General features: G+C 43.4%; 16 protein-coding genes. 8 read left to right on the top strand and 8 right to left on the bottom strand.

Annotated elements, in window-relative coordinates:
* Window position 1: 1 nt before the first annotated feature.
* The 5 genes from CLV59_RS05485 to CLV59_RS05465 all read right to left on the bottom strand — a co-directional run bounded on the left by CLV59_RS05485 (window position 2) and on the right by CLV59_RS05465 (window position 3,991).
* Complete coding sequence (locus CLV59_RS05485; protein WP_111591018.1) at window positions 2–913, bottom strand: NUDIX domain-containing protein; 912 nt, start codon at window positions 911–913, stop codon at window positions 2–4.
* A 96-nt stretch (window positions 914–1,009) separates the two neighbouring features.
* The gene (locus CLV59_RS05480) at window positions 1,010–1,696 is read right to left on the bottom strand and encodes an NUDIX hydrolase (protein ID WP_111591017.1); all 687 of its coding nucleotides are present in this window, start codon (window positions 1,694–1,696) and stop codon (window positions 1,010–1,012) included.
* A 12-nt stretch (window positions 1,697–1,708) separates the two neighbouring features.
* A complete protein-coding gene (locus CLV59_RS05475; protein ID WP_146616134.1) occupies window positions 1,709–2,116 on the bottom strand; it encodes a hypothetical protein in 408 nt (135 codons plus the stop codon).
* Between the two features lie 7 nt (window positions 2,117–2,123).
* Window positions 2,124–2,522 carry a nuclear transport factor 2 family protein gene (locus tag CLV59_RS05470; protein WP_111591015.1) on the bottom strand — a complete coding sequence of 133 codons (399 nt, stop codon included), beginning with the start codon at window positions 2,520–2,522 and terminating at the stop codon, window positions 2,124–2,126.
* A 116-nt stretch (window positions 2,523–2,638) separates the two neighbouring features.
* Window positions 2,639–3,991: a M20/M25/M40 family metallo-hydrolase gene (locus tag CLV59_RS05465; RefSeq protein WP_170137654.1), complete on the bottom strand. Its 1,353-nt coding sequence runs from the start codon at window positions 3,989–3,991 to the stop codon at window positions 2,639–2,641.
* 202 nt (window positions 3,992–4,193) lie between these two features.
* On the opposite strand from CLV59_RS05465, the gene gcvT reads away from it, so the two are divergent.
* The 6 genes from gcvT (at window position 4,194) to CLV59_RS05435 (ending at window position 12,549) form a co-directional block, all read left to right on the top strand.
* Window positions 4,194–5,276, top strand: coding sequence for a glycine cleavage system aminomethyltransferase GcvT (gene gcvT, locus CLV59_RS05460; protein ID WP_111591013.1), 1,083 nt, complete (start codon window positions 4,194–4,196; stop codon window positions 5,274–5,276).
* 109 nt (window positions 5,277–5,385) lie between these two features.
* A complete protein-coding gene (locus CLV59_RS05455) occupies window positions 5,386–5,859 on the top strand; it encodes an SRPBCC family protein (protein ID WP_111591012.1) in 474 nt (157 codons plus the stop codon).
* 16 nt (window positions 5,860–5,875) lie between these two features.
* A complete protein-coding gene (locus tag CLV59_RS05450) occupies window positions 5,876–6,613 on the top strand; it encodes a 2-phosphosulfolactate phosphatase (protein WP_111591011.1) in 738 nt (245 codons plus the stop codon).
* A 274-nt stretch (window positions 6,614–6,887) separates the two neighbouring features.
* On the top strand, window positions 6,888–10,628 hold the full coding sequence (locus CLV59_RS05445) for a DEAD/DEAH box helicase (RefSeq protein ID WP_111591010.1): 3,741 nt from the start codon (window positions 6,888–6,890) through the stop codon (window positions 10,626–10,628).
* A 168-nt stretch (window positions 10,629–10,796) separates the two neighbouring features.
* Window positions 10,797–11,978: a hypothetical protein gene (locus CLV59_RS05440; protein WP_111591009.1), complete on the top strand. Its 1,182-nt coding sequence runs from the start codon at window positions 10,797–10,799 to the stop codon at window positions 11,976–11,978.
* The gene (locus CLV59_RS05435) at window positions 11,956–12,549 is read left to right on the top strand and encodes a hypothetical protein (protein ID WP_111591008.1); all 594 of its coding nucleotides are present in this window, start codon (window positions 11,956–11,958) and stop codon (window positions 12,547–12,549) included. Before CLV59_RS05440 ends, CLV59_RS05435 begins: the two co-directional genes overlap by 23 nt.
* 52 nt (window positions 12,550–12,601) lie before the next feature.
* Here CLV59_RS05435 and CLV59_RS05430 read toward each other — a convergent pair whose 3' ends face one another.
* The 3 genes from CLV59_RS05430 to CLV59_RS05420 all read right to left on the bottom strand — a co-directional run bounded on the left by CLV59_RS05430 (window position 12,602) and on the right by CLV59_RS05420 (window position 14,970).
* Complete coding sequence (locus CLV59_RS05430) at window positions 12,602–13,138, bottom strand: DUF3267 domain-containing protein (protein WP_111591007.1); 537 nt, start codon at window positions 13,136–13,138, stop codon at window positions 12,602–12,604.
* 22 nt (window positions 13,139–13,160) lie between these two features.
* On the bottom strand, window positions 13,161–14,036 hold the full coding sequence (locus CLV59_RS05425; protein ID WP_111591006.1) for a tetratricopeptide repeat protein: 876 nt from the start codon (window positions 14,034–14,036) through the stop codon (window positions 13,161–13,163).
* Between the two features lie 139 nt (window positions 14,037–14,175).
* Window positions 14,176–14,970, bottom strand: coding sequence for a tetratricopeptide repeat protein (locus CLV59_RS05420; protein ID WP_111591005.1), 795 nt, complete (start codon window positions 14,968–14,970; stop codon window positions 14,176–14,178).
* 220 nt (window positions 14,971–15,190) lie between these two features.
* Between CLV59_RS05420 and CLV59_RS05415 the strand changes: the two genes are divergently transcribed.
* Window positions 15,191–15,532, top strand: coding sequence for a DUF7674 family protein (locus CLV59_RS05415; RefSeq protein ID WP_111591004.1), 342 nt, complete (start codon window positions 15,191–15,193; stop codon window positions 15,530–15,532).
* A gap of 128 nt (window positions 15,533–15,660) precedes the next feature.
* Window positions 15,661–15,738 carry a potassium-transporting ATPase subunit F gene (locus CLV59_RS29405; RefSeq protein WP_111591670.1) on the top strand — a complete coding sequence of 26 codons (78 nt, stop codon included), beginning with the start codon at window positions 15,661–15,663 and terminating at the stop codon, window positions 15,736–15,738.
* Window positions 15,739–15,744: the final 6 nt, after the last annotated feature.

The following is a 15,744-nucleotide window of genomic DNA, read 5'->3' as shown; positions in this document are numbered from 1 at the left end:
TTTAAGCGTTGGTAGTAAATTTTTCGAGGAGGATTTGCAGTAACGGGATATGCGTGTCCGTTATAGTGCCGGTTGCTATCATTTGTGGTATATCCGTTACCGTTACCCATTTGAGCGCTTCCAAATCATCGCCGGGAGCGGCTTCGCCGTAAACGAGGTTGGTGGCGAAAAGCGTGGTGATGATTTTGTTGGTTTCACTTTGGTAGCGCCAGTCGTTTACCCTGCGGGAGCATACATACTCCATCGGGGTGGTTTCAAACTGTCCGCATTCCTCCTGTAATTCGCGTTTGGCGGCTATTTCGAAGGATTCATCTTCCGGATCTGAAAATCCTCCTGGAAGTCGCCAGGCTTTTTCATTCGACTTTCTTCCCAGTAACAGTTCATGTCTGTTGTTTCTGAATACGGCGATGTCGACGGTCGCATAAACAGAGGGAAAGAGGCTGTAAGTGTTATATATAATGCCGGAGCGGAATTCGGCGGTATCGAATACTTTATCGGAGATTTCTTCCCGCATGGCGGTAGCGTTATAGTCTTTCACTGGCGCCAGGGCGTGGGTTTTGTATTTCCCGCTGTAGGTACCGATAAAACTATTTCTGCTGCCGTAAAGAACAAATGATTCATGTGGGAAGTTGGTACGAAGGAGTTCGTCCAATTTTGCGGACCAGACGTCATCATATTTCTGGTCGCTGAGGGGGAGGACAATTATTTCCGGGAACAGTTGTTTGATCATTCGTTCGCGGGTATAGTAGTCCAGTGGATTTTTGCGGCTGCCTTTAACGGGGCTGACGCCGAGGACGATGAGGACCCTGTTATGGTTTTCCTTCACCTGCCGTATGATTTCCAGGTGTCCTTCATGCAGAACGGGTGTCTGGAACCGGGCTATAATAACTCCTGTGGGCTTTTGTACTTGCATCTTCGAGCTATTTTGCGTAATTGTTACACAAATATAAACAGGTATTTTGAACTACCAAAATAATTTTTGTAAAAAATACACAAAATAGCCTTTTGCTTAAATTTCGAAGGCCATTCCGTCTTTTTTCAGCTGGAAGTATTTCTCTTCATTGAAGCTGAAAAGTTTGGCTGGGCGGCCTTGCGACACTTGTTTTTGTTTTTCGTTGTGTGCAATGAGGATGCCCAGGTGATTGATTTTTTTCTGGAAGTTACGACGGTCGATGGGTCGGTCCAGTAGTGTTTCGTAGAGTTTTTCCAGATCGGCGATCGGGAATTTTTTATCGAGCAGTTCGAACCCGATAGGTTCGTATCTGATTTTATTGCGGAGGCGTTTTACGGCCAGGTCGATGATAGTAGCGTGATCGAAGGCGAGATCCGGGAGTTCTTTGATATTGAACCAGGTGGCGTCTTCTGCGTCGGAGCTGGCGGCCAGCTTGTAATTGGTAGGATTTACCAACCCGAAATAGGCAATAGACACTACACGGCCGCGGGGATCGCGGTTAGGCATACCGAAAGTATAGAGTTGTTCCAGGTAGTTGATATTAACGCCTGCTTCTGTGAGCAGTTCCCTGGTAACGGCATTTTCGAGGGATTCCTCATCGCGTACGAATCCGCCGGGCAGGGCCCAGCTGTGCAGGAAGGGTTCAATGGTGCGCTTAATCAGTAGTACCACGATCCCTTCTTTGGGTATATATCCAAACACAACCGCATCTACGGTGAGTTTTATTTGCTGTTTGATAGGCAATTTTAAACCGGATTATTTAGATTGAAGGTAATGATCAATTTGAGCTGTTCCCTTGTGTAAATTGATGAACAGGGGATTTTTAACTGGATCGAAGACGATGATGGTATTCGACTGCCATATGTCCTGCGGCGCCGGGAGTTCGATCATGACTTCCTGTTTGTTGGCGCGTTCGAACAGGAGACTGTCTTTCGCGGCCATATGCGGCTTAAAGCCTTGTTGATCGAGGTAGTCGGTGATTTGTTTTTTCAGTGCCAGCACGGAGTCTGTCAACGGGCCTGGTGCAGGTTTGCTTTCCCGGTATACATAACTTTTTTCTGTGATCACATCGTAGCTGGATCTGTCGCCGGTTTTTTCACGCTCAGGGTTGCAAGCGAGCAAAAGGCTGGTGGCCAGCGCCAGCAACGAAAATACTTTTCCCATATCTTTTTTATTGATGTTCGTAGCAATCATAATTTCGCTGACGGTAGATTTTGCCATCCCGAAACTCAATGATACTGCAAATAAAAGCTTTCATTACTTGTCCGCGACGAAATTTTCCGGCATCCACTCCTATTTCACCTGTCCATTTGGCTTCTACCACCAGCGTATTACCGTTTTCAAAAGCTTTTAGCACGCTATAGTGCTGTGATTTGAGGATCAACCTGGTAGTTGCCATGCTTTCCAGGATGATATCGAAATTCCTTTGTTTGATATCATTCGACATCTGGTTAGGATATTCTGTCTGAATGATATTAGGATGAAAGATTCCGGCGAATTCAGCAGCATCCACTGAAAAGTGCTCCAGTAGCTGAAAGTATCGGTATACTACCGCCAGTTTTTCGTCCATTGAGGAAGTTGATTACGAATTACAAATTACGCATTACGGGGCAGTAAACCATTTTGCTGCTCCAGTAACGAATTGCGAATTTATAAAATTCGTTTCTATATCAACATCAGCTTTTATTATTTGGTAACACCCGATAGGGTGTCAGGAGTGGCACTGAATGCCAGTTTTTGCAGATTATCCGCTTTATCGATCAGGTCATACACTACTTTCATGACAGTGAGGGTGCCTTCATAGTTGATTTTATCTGCTACATCCCCGGGTTGGTGGAAGTCTTCCCGATCGGTGCAGAAAAACAAAACCGGAATATTTTTTCTATAGAAGGCTGTATGATCAGAAGGTCCGATGCCGCTGGTATTGTATACTACTTTGGTATCTTTTACCGCACCATTGAGTAATTGCGTCCAGGTGGGACTGGTACCAACGCCAGCTATTTGTATACCGTTTGCAGGATTGAGGCGGCCGATCATATCCAGATTGATCATATAATTGACGGTGGACAAGTCTACAGGACTATTGGCTGCCAGGTATTTGGAGCCGCTGAGCCCTTGTTCATTGCCGGAGAAAGCTACAAACAGGTAGTTGTTATGACGCAGTTTGGAGGCTTTCAGCTGGCGGGCGATTTCCAGCATTGCAGCGATACCGCTGGCATTATCATTGGCGCCATGGTATAAAACATGGCCTTTGGTAAGGCCGTTATTATCTTCACCGAAGCCGAGGTGATCATAGTGAGCGCCGACGATAATGGTATGTTCTGCGTTGTTGTCGATATAGCCGATCACGTTAATGCCTGTACGTTTTACAGGTTTCAGTTCAGTGTGTAACTGAATGAGAAAGCTGTTGGCATTCTCGTCGTCGAGGACTTTACTGATGTCTTTATCTACCCAGATGGCAGGGATGGCGCCTGCTGCGGTTTGCACCAGCCAACTGTTTATCAGATCTGAGGATTCGCCTCCGTTGTAAAATATGACGGCAGTAGCCCCGGATTGTGCGGCGGTAGCAGTTTCCTTGCGATAGAGTTCCAGTCTGGATTTATATTTCGTGGAATCTATATCTGCCACATTGATCAACCAGATATTATCTGGTTCATTGGCTTGGGGCAGTACCTCGCCTTTGGCGGATTTGGTGGCGGTGAAAGGCAATGGAATATAGTGAGTGCCGGCTTCCAGTAACTTGTGATTCAGTTCAAAGTTGCAGGAGGCTGCCGGTTCCAGTCCTTCTTTTACAGTAAAAGATTGCAAAAAATCTGCTGTCCCTTTTGGTGACAGACCTATTTGCCGCATCTGTTCGCTAATATAATCTGCAGCCAACTTCTCGCCGGGCGCGCCTGTACGGCGGCCTTCCAGCTTGTCACTGCTGAGATAAGCAATATGCATTTGCAGGTTTGTCAGGGTTTTGCGGTCAGTTTTTCTCTGCGCATTTACAAACAATGTGGAAACTACCATTGGTAACAGCCAGGTTATCTTTTTCACAGCAAACTGTTTTGGATGTGGGGCAAAATTACAAATTACCCTGCACCTACAAGGAATTTCATGCCACATCTTTTTTTACTATTGGATTGTATATTAGCTATTTATAATATATTACTTTGGTCTGGGAAACGTCATTCGTCGGAAAGTGATTATCGTTGGTAAAGGGCAAAATGCTATTTTTGCCGCGTTTTAAAAATAAAGTATGAAAAACACGCCTTTTACAGAAAAACACATTGCGCTGGGCGCAAAAATGGCTCCATTCGCAGGTTACAACATGCCAATATCCTATACAGGGATCAACGATGAACATCAGGCCGTACGCACCAATGCAGGAGTTTTTGATGTGAGCCACATGGGCGAGTTTATTTTAAAAGGTGAGCATGCGCTGGACCTGATCCAGCGTGTTACCTCCAACGATGCTTCCAAACTGACTGCTGGTAAAGCGCAGTATAGCTGTCTGCCTAACAATGAAGGCGGTATCGTGGATGACCTGCTGGTATATTGCGTTGAGCCAAACAATGTATATATGCTGGTAGTGAATGCAAGCAATATTGAAAAAGACTGGAACTGGATCAGCCAGTTCAACACCAATAATGTGGAAATGCACAACATTTCCGACAGAACCTGTCTCCTTGCTATTCAGGGCCCGAATGCGACTAGCATGCTCCAGCCACTGACAGCGGTAGACTTGGTAAACCTGAAATACTACACTTTCGAGAAAGGTGAATTTGCAGGTGTTCCGAATGTATTGATCAGTGCAACTGGTTATACCGGAGCGGGTGGTATCGAAATATATTTCGAAGATGTAGACGGTGCAGCGAATAAAATCTGGGATGCATTGTTCTCTCTGGGTAAAGGTCTGAAGCCAATTGGTCTGGGCGCTCGCGATACGCTCCGTCTGGAAATGGGCTTCTGCCTGTATGGTAATGATATTGACGACCGTACTTCTCCAATGGAAGCTGGTCTGGGATGGATTACCAAATTCACCAAAGATTTCCCTTCCCGCGCTATCTTCGAAGCACAGAAAACCAATGGTTTAGAACAGAAACTGGTAGGATTTGAGATGGTAGACAAGGGTATTCCGCGTCACGACTATGAGATCAAGGATGCAGCTGGTAACGTTATCGGTCGCGTAACCTCTGGTACACAGTCGCCAAGCTTACAGAAGGCTATCGGTCTCGGCTATGTGAAAACGCCATTTGCTGCACTGGACGGTGAAATCTTCATCTCTGTAAGAGATAAGAACCTGAAAGCGAAAGTGGTAAAAGTGCCATTTCTGGGATAAGTAAAATAATCTGCCGGAGATTTAGATATGAATAGCCGGTTAAAGTTATTAATTTCGGTACCTGTAATTCCGGGTACCGGAATTTTTTAATTATACCATATCTCTATCTATGCCCACTATTCACTTAACAACCGTTATCCATGCCCCGTTGGAACGCGTTTTTGATTTGAGTCGCAGTATTACGCTTCATAAAAAAAGTATGGAGCATACTAAGGAGGAGCCTATAAAAGGAAGAACCACCGGACTGATTACAAAAGGGGAATCCGTTACCTGGCAAGCCAGGCATCTCGGAAAATTACGGCAATTGACAACTAAAATCACTGCCATGGATATGAATCGGCACTTCTGTGATGAAATGGAAGCCGGCGATTTCACTTTCATGAAACATGACCACTACTTTAAAGAGATTGGGAATGGAACAGTGATGATTGATATGATGGAATTCGGAACGCCATACGGCTGGATTGGCCGGATGGTAGAGCGTTTTTACCTGGTGAAGTATATGACGCAGCTGCTATGCCATCGCAATGATACTATTAAGGACTATGCGGAGACTGACAAGTGGCGGGTGATCCTTGATTAAAGCAAAAAGCAATTGAATGACAGAAAGCAACAAACCAAGCCTGGAAGTATGTTTATCTCCGGCTTTGCTGCATCTTTATGATGTAAAAAACAGCATCGTAGTAATTATTGACGTACTGCGTGCTACTTCCACCATCTGCACTGCTCTTTACAATGGTGCAGCTAAAGTTATCCCGGTGGCTACTGTAGAAGAATGTGTGAATATCGGCCGCGCGATCGGGGGCATCACTGCCGGCGAACGCGATGGCAAAGTGGCCGAAGGTCTCGTACATGGGAATTCACCATTTGAATATCCCCGCGATTTTATCGAAGGGAAAACATTGGTACTGACTACCACCAATGGTACCAAATTACTGCATATGGCGAAAGATGCCATCCAGATTGTAACAGGATCTTTCCCTAACATCAGCGCAGTTTGCGATTACCTCATTGCACAAGGACAACCTGTTATCCTCGGATGCGCTGCCTGGAAAGACCGGGTAAATATGGAAGATACCCTCTTCGCCGGCGCTGTGGTAAACAGAATCAAAGACCATTTCAATGTGGACTGCGATTCAGCTATTGCAGCCGAGTCTCTCTACAATACTGCAAAAGACGATATATACTCCTTTATGCAACAGGCCAGCCACTATAAAAGATTGGCGAATTACGGCCTGGAAAAAGATATTCAGTTCTGCCTCACTCCAGATGGGTCGAATGTACTCCCCATTTTCAAAAATGGTGAACTGGTAACAGCAGAAGTTCCTGTTTCTTAACAGTAATTTTTTTCACGCCTAATAGAAACCCGGGCCTCTCCTGTAGGGGCCCGGGATTTTTATTGCTATCTGATACTTGATAACCAGGCTGTTTAAAATGGTTTTTTTTACTTATTTTTAAAGAAAAGATGTGTCCTCGGCAAGGAGCTGAAGTCTTTTTCAAAAGAGATTTTCTGCTTACTTTTGTGGATTGCCTTTTTACCAGCTGCCGAATCTTTTTTTTCTTATTTTAACCCTTTGGCTGGTAAAATAAAAGGAGGCAACAACAGATAGTATGTCGCTACCCCATTTGCTAAAATATGTTTACAATAACGGCACTGATGAAGTGATCCGCAGGGGGAAGCGTATATTTTCTACCGGGGGTGTTGAACTGATTGAGGCAGACCCGGTACTAAAATCAGCGACCTTCCGCGTGAAAAGCGACACGCATGCCAACTACTATCGGGTATCTATCAATAAATATGGTGATACAAACGGCATGTCCATCCGATGCCAATGTCCTTATAATCTTGGGGATATCTGTCGGCATGAAGCAGCAGCTCTCTTTCAGCTGCAAGAAATGCTGGACAAAAATCAATTCGAAAGCTTTGATACTCAGTTTGATCAGCAACATACGCTGGTGAAAATGAAGTCTATCGACCTCAAAATCATTAAACTCCTTACCTCCGGCAGCATCTTCGCCAAAGCAGAAGAAATCGCCAAAGGTAAACCGGCCAAAATCATCAGCGCCAAAGATGAGAAAGTGGAAGCCAATCTGAAAGTAGACGGAGAAGAATATCCACTTATCATTCAGCGCAACGAGGAACGCTTTTTCGATACCCATTGCACCTGCGATGAAACCGAACATGCCCTCTGCGTGCATAAAACAGCCCTGTTCCTGCAATTACTCCAGAAACACGGCCCCTTCTACTTTGATACCCTCCGCAACTGGGATAAAGAGAAAAACAAACTCCTCTCCCTTTACGGATACTCCCTTGCAGATGACCTGGAAGGTAAATTCGCATTCACCTACACCGACGGTAAACCATTCCTCCGCGTTCTGGACTCTAGTATCAAACGCGTAGACGGCTCCGCTATCGGTCGGCAACCAGCTGCCGCCACTCCACCGCCGCCAACAGATGAAACCATCACCGTTACGCAGCGACTGGCAGCGGTTTTCAATGCAAATGAAACACTCTATCCCTACTTTAAACTGGATCTCATCAGCGGAGAAGTAAACGATGAACAAACCGCCTTCGTTTCTCTCGCCAGCAAACTGGATCTGACAAAGTATGTGGATTTCTATCAATACAAGGAGAAAGACCGCGATCTGATCGCGCCAGTCAGAAAACTCCAGAATTCTGAAGTCAGTAAATTCCTCAGCAAAAACTCTCCGTTCGCAGGTATCTGGGAAAACATTACCCACGAAAATGCGGAAGAACTACCCACCGAAACGAAAGAACTAATGCTGGAATACCTGCATCCGAAGTTGGCCAAACTGTTTCCACAACTGGCTGAACAAGGTCTGATATTCCTGCTCCCCAATCGCCAGACGTTTAAAACAAAGAACCTGGTACCGTTACAGTTGGGTGCAGAGCGACTGAAACTCATCATTAAAACCAATACTGGTAATACCAATGTAGACGTGCAATGCTTCGTTTCCATAGAAGGAGAAGAAGTGAACGTTTCTGCAAATGCCTGGGATAGCCCACTCCTTTTCCTGTACAATAACGTGATTTACATGTTTGAGAATCCACAAGACTCTCTCCATGTGGAACTGTTCAGACAAAATGGAAAACTGCGCATCCCTAACAAAGAATGGCCAGTATACCTGAAAGATTACCTCCTGCCAATGAGCAGGCAATATGATATCCAGTTCGATAACGGATTGCTGTCTGAAGTACGCGATCTCAAACCGGATAATCATGTATACCTGAAAGAAATGGGCGAAACCTTCATTATCCAGCCTGGATTCTCGTATCGCGGGCAGGAAGTGGAATGGAATGATGATGCGAAAATCACCGTTCAGGAAGGTAATAAGGTGATCATTATTCACCGTAATAAAGAAGCAGAAGAAGAGTTCGTAGCCAAACTACGTACCCTGCATACCAACTTCTCTCAAAACGAAAACCAGAACTATTTCTATCTCCGTGCAAAAGAAGCATTGAAGAACAACTGGTTCTTCCTCTTCTTCGATGCACTGAAAGAAATGGATGTACGGGTATTCGGATTTGATAACCTGCGCAACTTTAAATTCAGTTCCCATAAACCTGTTACCAATCTCCAGATCAGTTCCGGCATCGACTGGTTCGACGCTCAGATTGAAGTAGTATATGGCGATCAGAAAGTAAGCATCAAGGATATCAAATCAGCCCTGGCGAATAAGCAGAACTACGTACAACTGGCAGATGGCTCTCTGGGCTTGCTGCCGGAAGAATGGCTCCGCAAATATTCCCTCCTCTTTAAAGTTGGTGAGGAAAAAGATAAAGGTCTTAAACTCAGTAAATATAACTTCAGTGTAATCGATGAACTCTATGAGTTTATTGATGATGAAGCAGTGGTGATTGAGCTGGAACAGAAACGCAAAAAGCTGTTGCAGTTTGATGAAATCCGCAATATTGCCCTGCCGGAAAATCTCCATGCTAAATTACGTCCATACCAGGAGAGCGGCTTCCAATGGCTGAACTACCTGGACGAAATTAAATGGGGCGGTATCCTCGCGGATGATATGGGTCTTGGTAAAACCATTCAGGCCCTTACATTTATCCAGTATTATAAAAATAAGCATGGACAATGTATGACCCTCGTGGTATGTCCTACTACGCTTATTTACAACTGGGAAAATGAAATCCGCAAGTTCACTCCGGAAATAACGCATCATATTCATCATGGTCCGGCGCGACTGAAAAGCAGCGAAGAACTGGCGAAATTTGATGTCATCATTACCACTTACGGTACCCTGCGCAGCGATGTACAGTTACTGATGAAACTGGAATTCGATTATGTTGTATTGGATGAATCCCAGGCAATTAAGAATCCACAGTCAAAAGTAACCAAAGCCGCACAGTTGCTGCATACCAAGAACCGCCTGGCTTTGAGCGGTACGCCTATGCAGAATAATACCTTCGATATTTATGCACAGATGAACTTCCTGAATCCGGGAATGCTTGGTAGTGTGGACTTCTTCCGAAATGAATTCGCTACGCCAATCGATAAATTCCAGGACGAAGAAAGGAAAGACCATCTGCGTAAGCTGATATATCCATTTATCCTCCGTCGTACGAAGGAACAGGTAGCGAAAGAACTGCCGGAGAAAATTGAAACTGTTATTTTCTGCGAAATGGATGCGGAACAACGGCATATTTATGATGCTTACCGCAACAGTTATCGTTCTAAAATCCTGGGCGTTATTGAAGACCAGGGTATGGAACGTAGCCAGCTGACTATCCTGCAAGGTCTGATGAAACTTCGTCAGATATGTGATAGTCCTGCTATCCTGAACGATACAGAACAATATCCAAATCATTCTGTGAAATTGCATGAGCTGACCCGCGAGATTGCCGAAAACATTGGTAATCACAAAGTACTGGTGTTCTCACAGTTCCTGGGTATGCTGGGTCTGATCAAAGAAAGACTGCAGCACATGAAGATTCCATTTGAATACTTCGATGGAAGTACTTCTACTATGGATCGTGAAAAGGCTATTCAGAACTTCCAGAACAATGATGATTGCAGGGTATTCCTGATTTCATTGAAAGCTGGTGGTGTGGGTCTGAACCTGACTGCTGCGGATTATGTATACATAGTGGACCCATGGTGGAACCCTGCGGTAGAACAACAAGCTATCGACCGTACTCACCGTATCGGACAAACGAAAAATATATTCGCATACCGAATGATCTGTAAGGATACCGTAGAAGAAAAAATCCTGCAATTACAAGAGAGAAAGAAATCGCTTGTAAAAGAAATCATTGCAGATGATAACGGTTTTGTGAAGAAACTGACCAAAGAAGATGTACTGTATCTCTTCAGTTAATCAATAATTAGCACCAGATAATTTTGTAATACAAAAACAAGGAAAGTTGAAATGCTTTATATGCATAATCAACTTTCCTTGTTTTTTTTATGCATTAAAATTGTATTAAATGGTATGATTTTGATATATCTTGCATACTCATTATAAACTTATAAACAAATCCTACCTATGTACCTAACCCGCTATAAGGGAGTTCTGGCTGGCGCCGCCCTTTCTTTCGCTATGATTACCGGATGTGGAAGCAAAAATGAAGAAGGTCCACAAAAACCCACTACCGTAGAAGAAGACAAAAGACAGTTAAACCAGACTCGTACCAACTTATTCAATTGCGTTAAAAACATTAAGGATGGTCAGTTCATGCAGTCTATACTGAATACCGTTGGTCTGAAAGATGGTGATATTGCAAATGAACAATGGTTGAATGACGTAACCGAGGCACTGGACCTTGCAATAGGCGATGTAGAAGTAGGACCTGACTCCCGCTTTGATTTTGCACACTATGCAGGTAAATATACCTGGAATCCTGCTACGAAGAAATTCGACAAAACAGCTTCCAGCGATATCGTAGTTACTTTCCCTTCTGATCCGGCAAGTACTAAAAATAATTACGAATTCACTATCACTGGTTATAAAGATGATAAATACCAGGTGAATGCGGAAAACGTTTATCTCCCTACAGCTGCCAAAGCTACACTGACAAAAGATGGTACTCAGTTGTTCCGTCTGGAATTCGCTGGTAGCTATGCAAAAGGTAACTTCCCTATTCCTCAGAATATCACCCTGAAGTTCAGCCTGGCTCCGCATGATTACCTCGTTAAAGTGGATAAAATCACCAACACACAGTTTAATGCCATCTTTGAAATGCAAACCGGTTCTGACTGTGTGACTGCATTCAATGGTAAATTCACTTTCGCAAATGATGACTACAACAACCTGTCACTGCATGACGACCTGGTATCTGTTGAAGGCGGCGTGAAAAAAGGCGACCTGGCTATCAAAGGTTCATGGGATGCGAAAGCATACTTCAAATTATCTTCTGATAAAGCTGTAGACGTAAATCCAACCTTCAGCGTATTTGCTTACAACAAAGATGCTGCTATCGGCGAATTCCGTTTCAAAGACAATGCATCTAACGGTCGTGACCTGATGGTATTCTACAAAGACAAAACTTCTGAGAATGCAATGGTGTACAGCGATCCTTTCATCTCTGATCTGAAAGGCCTGCTGAAACCATACTTCGGTACAGATGTGAATGATTGGTTCAATAAGAGAGCTGAATCTAACGGTAGCTTCTCTAAAAAAATTACCAAACTTAAAAACAAGCTGAGTGACTGGGTTAACAGCAAGTAAGAAAATATTCCTTTTAACAGCGATACTGGTTTGTACCAGTATCGCTGCTTTCTGCCAGGATACCACTAATGTAAAGTATAGGTATCAGCATGAATTAGGCATCGATATTGCCAACATCCTAACTTTCCTGAAGAAGAATCAGCAGTCTTATATGATCAACTACAAATGGCACTATCGCCATAATAAGGCTGCAAGAGTAGGTATTAACCTTGAATTAAGTAATGAGAAGTCCGAAGGACTTTACCCAGATGTCAGGTTAGGACATCAATGGGGACATGTAATCGACGACTGGTTGCTGTACGGCGGCGCTGATGCATCTGTTGCATATAGTAAGTCGAATACCACTGGTATCAGTGTCTGGCGTTTTGGTGTAAGTCCCGTAGTAGGCTTGCAATATTATTTCGGAAGACACATTTCGCTCGCCACTGAGATCTCTCTCAATAGCTACTACTATAAGCCCAATGATCCCAAGTCATTTGATCCCGATGCCAACAATCCATACTACCGTGTAAAAATCGGATCAGTAGGTATGTTAATGATCAGCTATCATTTCGGGAAAGTGAAGAAGTAATTATACAATAAACATTTTTGCAGGCCAGACTTCATGTCTGGCCTGTTTTATTTTATGCAATAAGTTTGATAATCCACAGCGGCAGGAATACGGCAACTCCGACTCCATAAGCGAAATCCAACCAAATGACAGATCCGATTGCCCCAATATAGATAATGACCACTATAGGGAAGCAAAGGATTTTCAACCATAGTGGCGTATTTTCTCCATGGACCACTATTTGCCAAATGGAATTGGCATCGCCGGTACTGGGGAATGCATGTATAGCAATGCTTACGCCCAGGTATATCATCAGGTAGTCAAGCATATTAGGCTCTCCAAACTGTGCAATAGGCAAGATAGCAGGAAATGCGATGAGGATGCCCAATATGGTATTCAGGAAAAATGGCCCTATACTGATCAATAATTGATGAACAGGGTTTTTAGGCTGTTCATGAATCACGTAACCAGCAGGATTACCAACCTGAAAATATTTCACCTCAAACACTGCTACCCCAAAAAGGCGACAGAATAGCTGGTGTGCCAGTTCGTGTACTACCACGCCAGGAAATGTGAGAATTGTAATTAGAATACTAGGTATAAAGAACATGTGTATGAATTATGAAGGGATACTAAAGGGTTGATGACTTACCATCTGTAGAATTTAACGCTGCATGGATTTTTTGTTGCATCGTCATGGCAAATTCATCTTCTGGAGAATCTTTTAATATAAGCGCAGCATAAGCTGCTGCCTCTTTATATTTCAACTGCAAAAAATAGCTGTTCAACACTATCTTTTGTGCCAGCATATGATGAGGATAAATGGCTAACAGCCGTTTGCCGAGTGTTTCATATTCCTGGTAATTATCCTGGCTTAAGGCATACCTGGCTCTTGTTAAGAGTAATCCTTCATTGTTGGATGCTTTGGCAAGACAGGAGTCTAAAAGCTTAATATACTTTGGGTCTGATTCTTCTACGTTATCCAACAATGTTACATGTTCGTCATCTAATCGGTAATGATTGAGCTCATCACTAAGTTGTTGCGCTTTTTTCAATAGTCCATTATCCGAAAAGGATACCTTGGATAATTTTTGAATCATACTGTCGGCTTCCGGAAGGTGTGATGAATATAATAACGCTTCAGTATAAGCAATTTCAACTTCCAACTCTTTACTATACTTCTGAGCAATAGGTTCCAGCAAATTTAAGGCGGACTTGTAGTGGTGTGTCTCCATCATCTTAAGCGCCTGGGCATAGTTCAGTCCCAGCTTCATTCTTGCTGGTAAGAGTGTCAGCGAAAAAATGAAGATTGCCAGCACCAGGAGCGCTCCAATTTTCACTTTTTTGTCGATTGGGTACTGACTTAATTTTTTCCGGCATTCGGTGCAGAGCTTAGTGCTATATCCATCTTCATATGAGGGACTGTGGCAACTGATGCAACAATTGGTGGGCGCCTGCATTTCCTGATCATGAAATGCTTCCATGCCCTCTTCCTGTTCGTATTCCATAGGTAGTTAAAAATGTTTTAGGGATGTGACAAGATAAATCATCATTTTGGGAAAGTGGAAAAGTAATTTGTCGCATAATGAAATAGAAAATGCCAGCAATGCTGGCATTTTCTATTTCATTATGCTGAGTAGCCTTTGGTTAACTTCTACTGGCGGAAATGAATTCGTGTCCATTAAGGCCAGGAGGTATTTGTGCCGCTTTTGTACTGTCTTGTTGCTGCTGGTATTTTGCGGCAGGTAGCAAGACGCTGGCCAGGCCATCATCTGGCAGCGATTTCAGAATAGCCACCGCTTCTGTCTGTACAGCGATGAAATTTTTCTGTTTAAAATAGGTGCGCATCAATTCCTTTCGTGCAGGTATATTCCTTGGATTAATGGCTAATATCTGCATTAGTAATGCGCTCCTTTCACTATCGCTAAGTTGGGTGTTGACGGATGCTTTGCAGAATAGCAGTCCTTCTGAATGAGGATGCATTGCAAGACTGGAATCTATTATCTGAATATATCTGGGATCAGTATATTTCACAGATAACAGTAAATTTTTCACTTCGACTGGAATACTATAATGAGCATACTCCTGCTTCAGTTCCCCGAATTTTTTAAGCTGGGCTTTATCCTGAAACTGTTCTTTTTCCAGAACCGTCATCAGGGAATCTGATGGCCAATAGCCACAATATACCATTGCTTCTGCCAAAGCCAGTTTTACATTCAGGTCCTTGTTGTTTTCCGCAAGAGGCATCAGTAGTGTGAATGCAGCCCCATACTTATGGGCTTTCATCAGCGCCAGCGCTTTCTGATAGCCCTCGTTCTCCATATTCTTCCTTCGAACCTGGATAACTGTTAATGAAATGATGGCTGCGATTACCAGCGAGCCAATGATTAGTGTTTTACGGATGGGAAATTGGTTGTTGGATCTGCCCTGATTTTGCTCCATAGGTAAAGAATATTTTGGTGACCGAAATTAAACTGACTTTTTCAGTTTTTGCATGTACCCTACCGTTTTTGCATGGTTTTAACTTGTGTTAAGTAGCCATGTCTCTCTAAAATAAAAATATAAAACAATGGTTATTAATTAGTTAGTTATTTTTTCCGGTATGCAGTACAGCATGTGGCATTCCGCTGGCAGGTGTAATAGAACAAAAACTAATATTACCATGTTACCTGATTCAAAGATCTCCCGGTTACTAGGCCATCAGATTGTAGGTCTTACAGTTGCGATGGAGCAACATAATGGGAGAGGTAAAGTCAGCAAAGTGATACACAGCTTTGCCGATTATACCGGACAGATGATTCGCCTTGGTCGAACGGAAGAAGTAAGGCGTTGTTTCACCATGGCAGCGGTACTGTATCATAATGGTAGCGCCGTGCTGAAAAATGCGATTGAGAGCGTGTATGTATACGCGTTATCACCCCTGATCCAGAATAATGTGAGAACGCTCCTTCCGGCTACATTACGTCAGATCCGTACGCATCACCTGCAAACTCCCGGAGTATAAAACATTTAAAATATAACAACATGTTACTCACCATTTTGCTACTGATTCTCGGACTGCTCTTTTTTGTGCTATTCTTTAAATCAGTAGACTATTTCGAAAACATTTAGACCTGCTTAACACTCACCAATATGACAGCACTCTTTGTCTTATCCATACTGGTATTCTTATACATGATATATGTACTGCTGAAGCCGGAAAAATTCTAACTAAAA

Origin of the sequence: Chitinophaga dinghuensis (genome assembly GCF_003259435.1) — a bacterium.
GTDB classification, from domain to species: Bacteria; Bacteroidota; Bacteroidia; order Chitinophagales; family Chitinophagaceae; genus Chitinophaga; species Chitinophaga dinghuensis.
The sequence above is the reverse complement of the archived record's forward strand: the minus strand, read 5'-3'. Positions and strand labels throughout refer to the sequence as shown.